Source organism: Vibrio sp. 03_296 (assembly GCF_002265885.1).
Genome location: NZ_NPKW01000839.1, coordinates 1 through 721 on the forward strand (window position 1 = coordinate 1; position 721 = coordinate 721).

The window sequence follows — 721 nt, forward strand, 5'->3', positions numbered from 1 at the left end:
GATCAAGACCGCGTCTTTCTCTTTAAGTAGCTGTTTGATGCTGGCGATATACGCCGCTTTCTCGTCCTGAGTCAGGGGAATTGGCTTCGGCGGGAAAGGGTAAACGGTGTCAATTTTATCTAGTATGTGGCTCATTGCTCTTGCTCTACGCAACTTCCTTTAATCCGCGTATTGTAACCTTAAGATTATGTAAGATGCAAAAGCCGCACGCATGGTTTCCAACAGGCGAGAAGCAAAAAATAAGGAGCTTCGCTCCCTATTTACAGTTTTGTATTTGCCACTTTGGCAGAGGCGCTGCCTGGGTGTTCATCTATCGCTTGCTGATAATATTTTTTCGCCTGTTCAGGATTGTTATTACGTGCAGCGATGTCACCCAGTTTCACTAGGGCATCAGCACGTTTGTTTGAATCCTTATAAGAGACGACAGCAGCAAAACTTGTCGCCGCTTCTTTATCTTGTTTTTGAGCAAAATAAAGCTGCCCTAACCAATAATGAGAGTTAGGGGCGAAAATTGGAATACGGGAAATCTTTCTGGACTGCTTAAACGCGGCAATTGCAGCCAGCGTAATCCCGCTTCTTCAAAATTAGGTCTACGGCATTTTGATAGGCCGTTTGCTCATCGACATTAGTAGACTAAACACGCCCTGCTCACCGCCTTCTTCCACGACGGTTGCTTGGGTTGGCGTTCCTACCGTCTTGATTTCATTGCGGACACGATCAA

Annotated in this window: 2 pseudogenes; both read right to left on the minus strand. The window is 45.9% G+C overall.

Annotated features, from left to right (window positions below):
* Nucleotides 1-135: pseudogene (locus CIK04_RS28295) on the minus strand (quinolinate synthase NadA); the annotation flags it as partial.
* Between the two features lie 125 nt (nt 136-260).
* Nucleotides 261-721, minus strand: a pseudogene (gene ybgF, locus CIK04_RS28300) (tol-pal system protein YbgF); the annotation flags it as partial.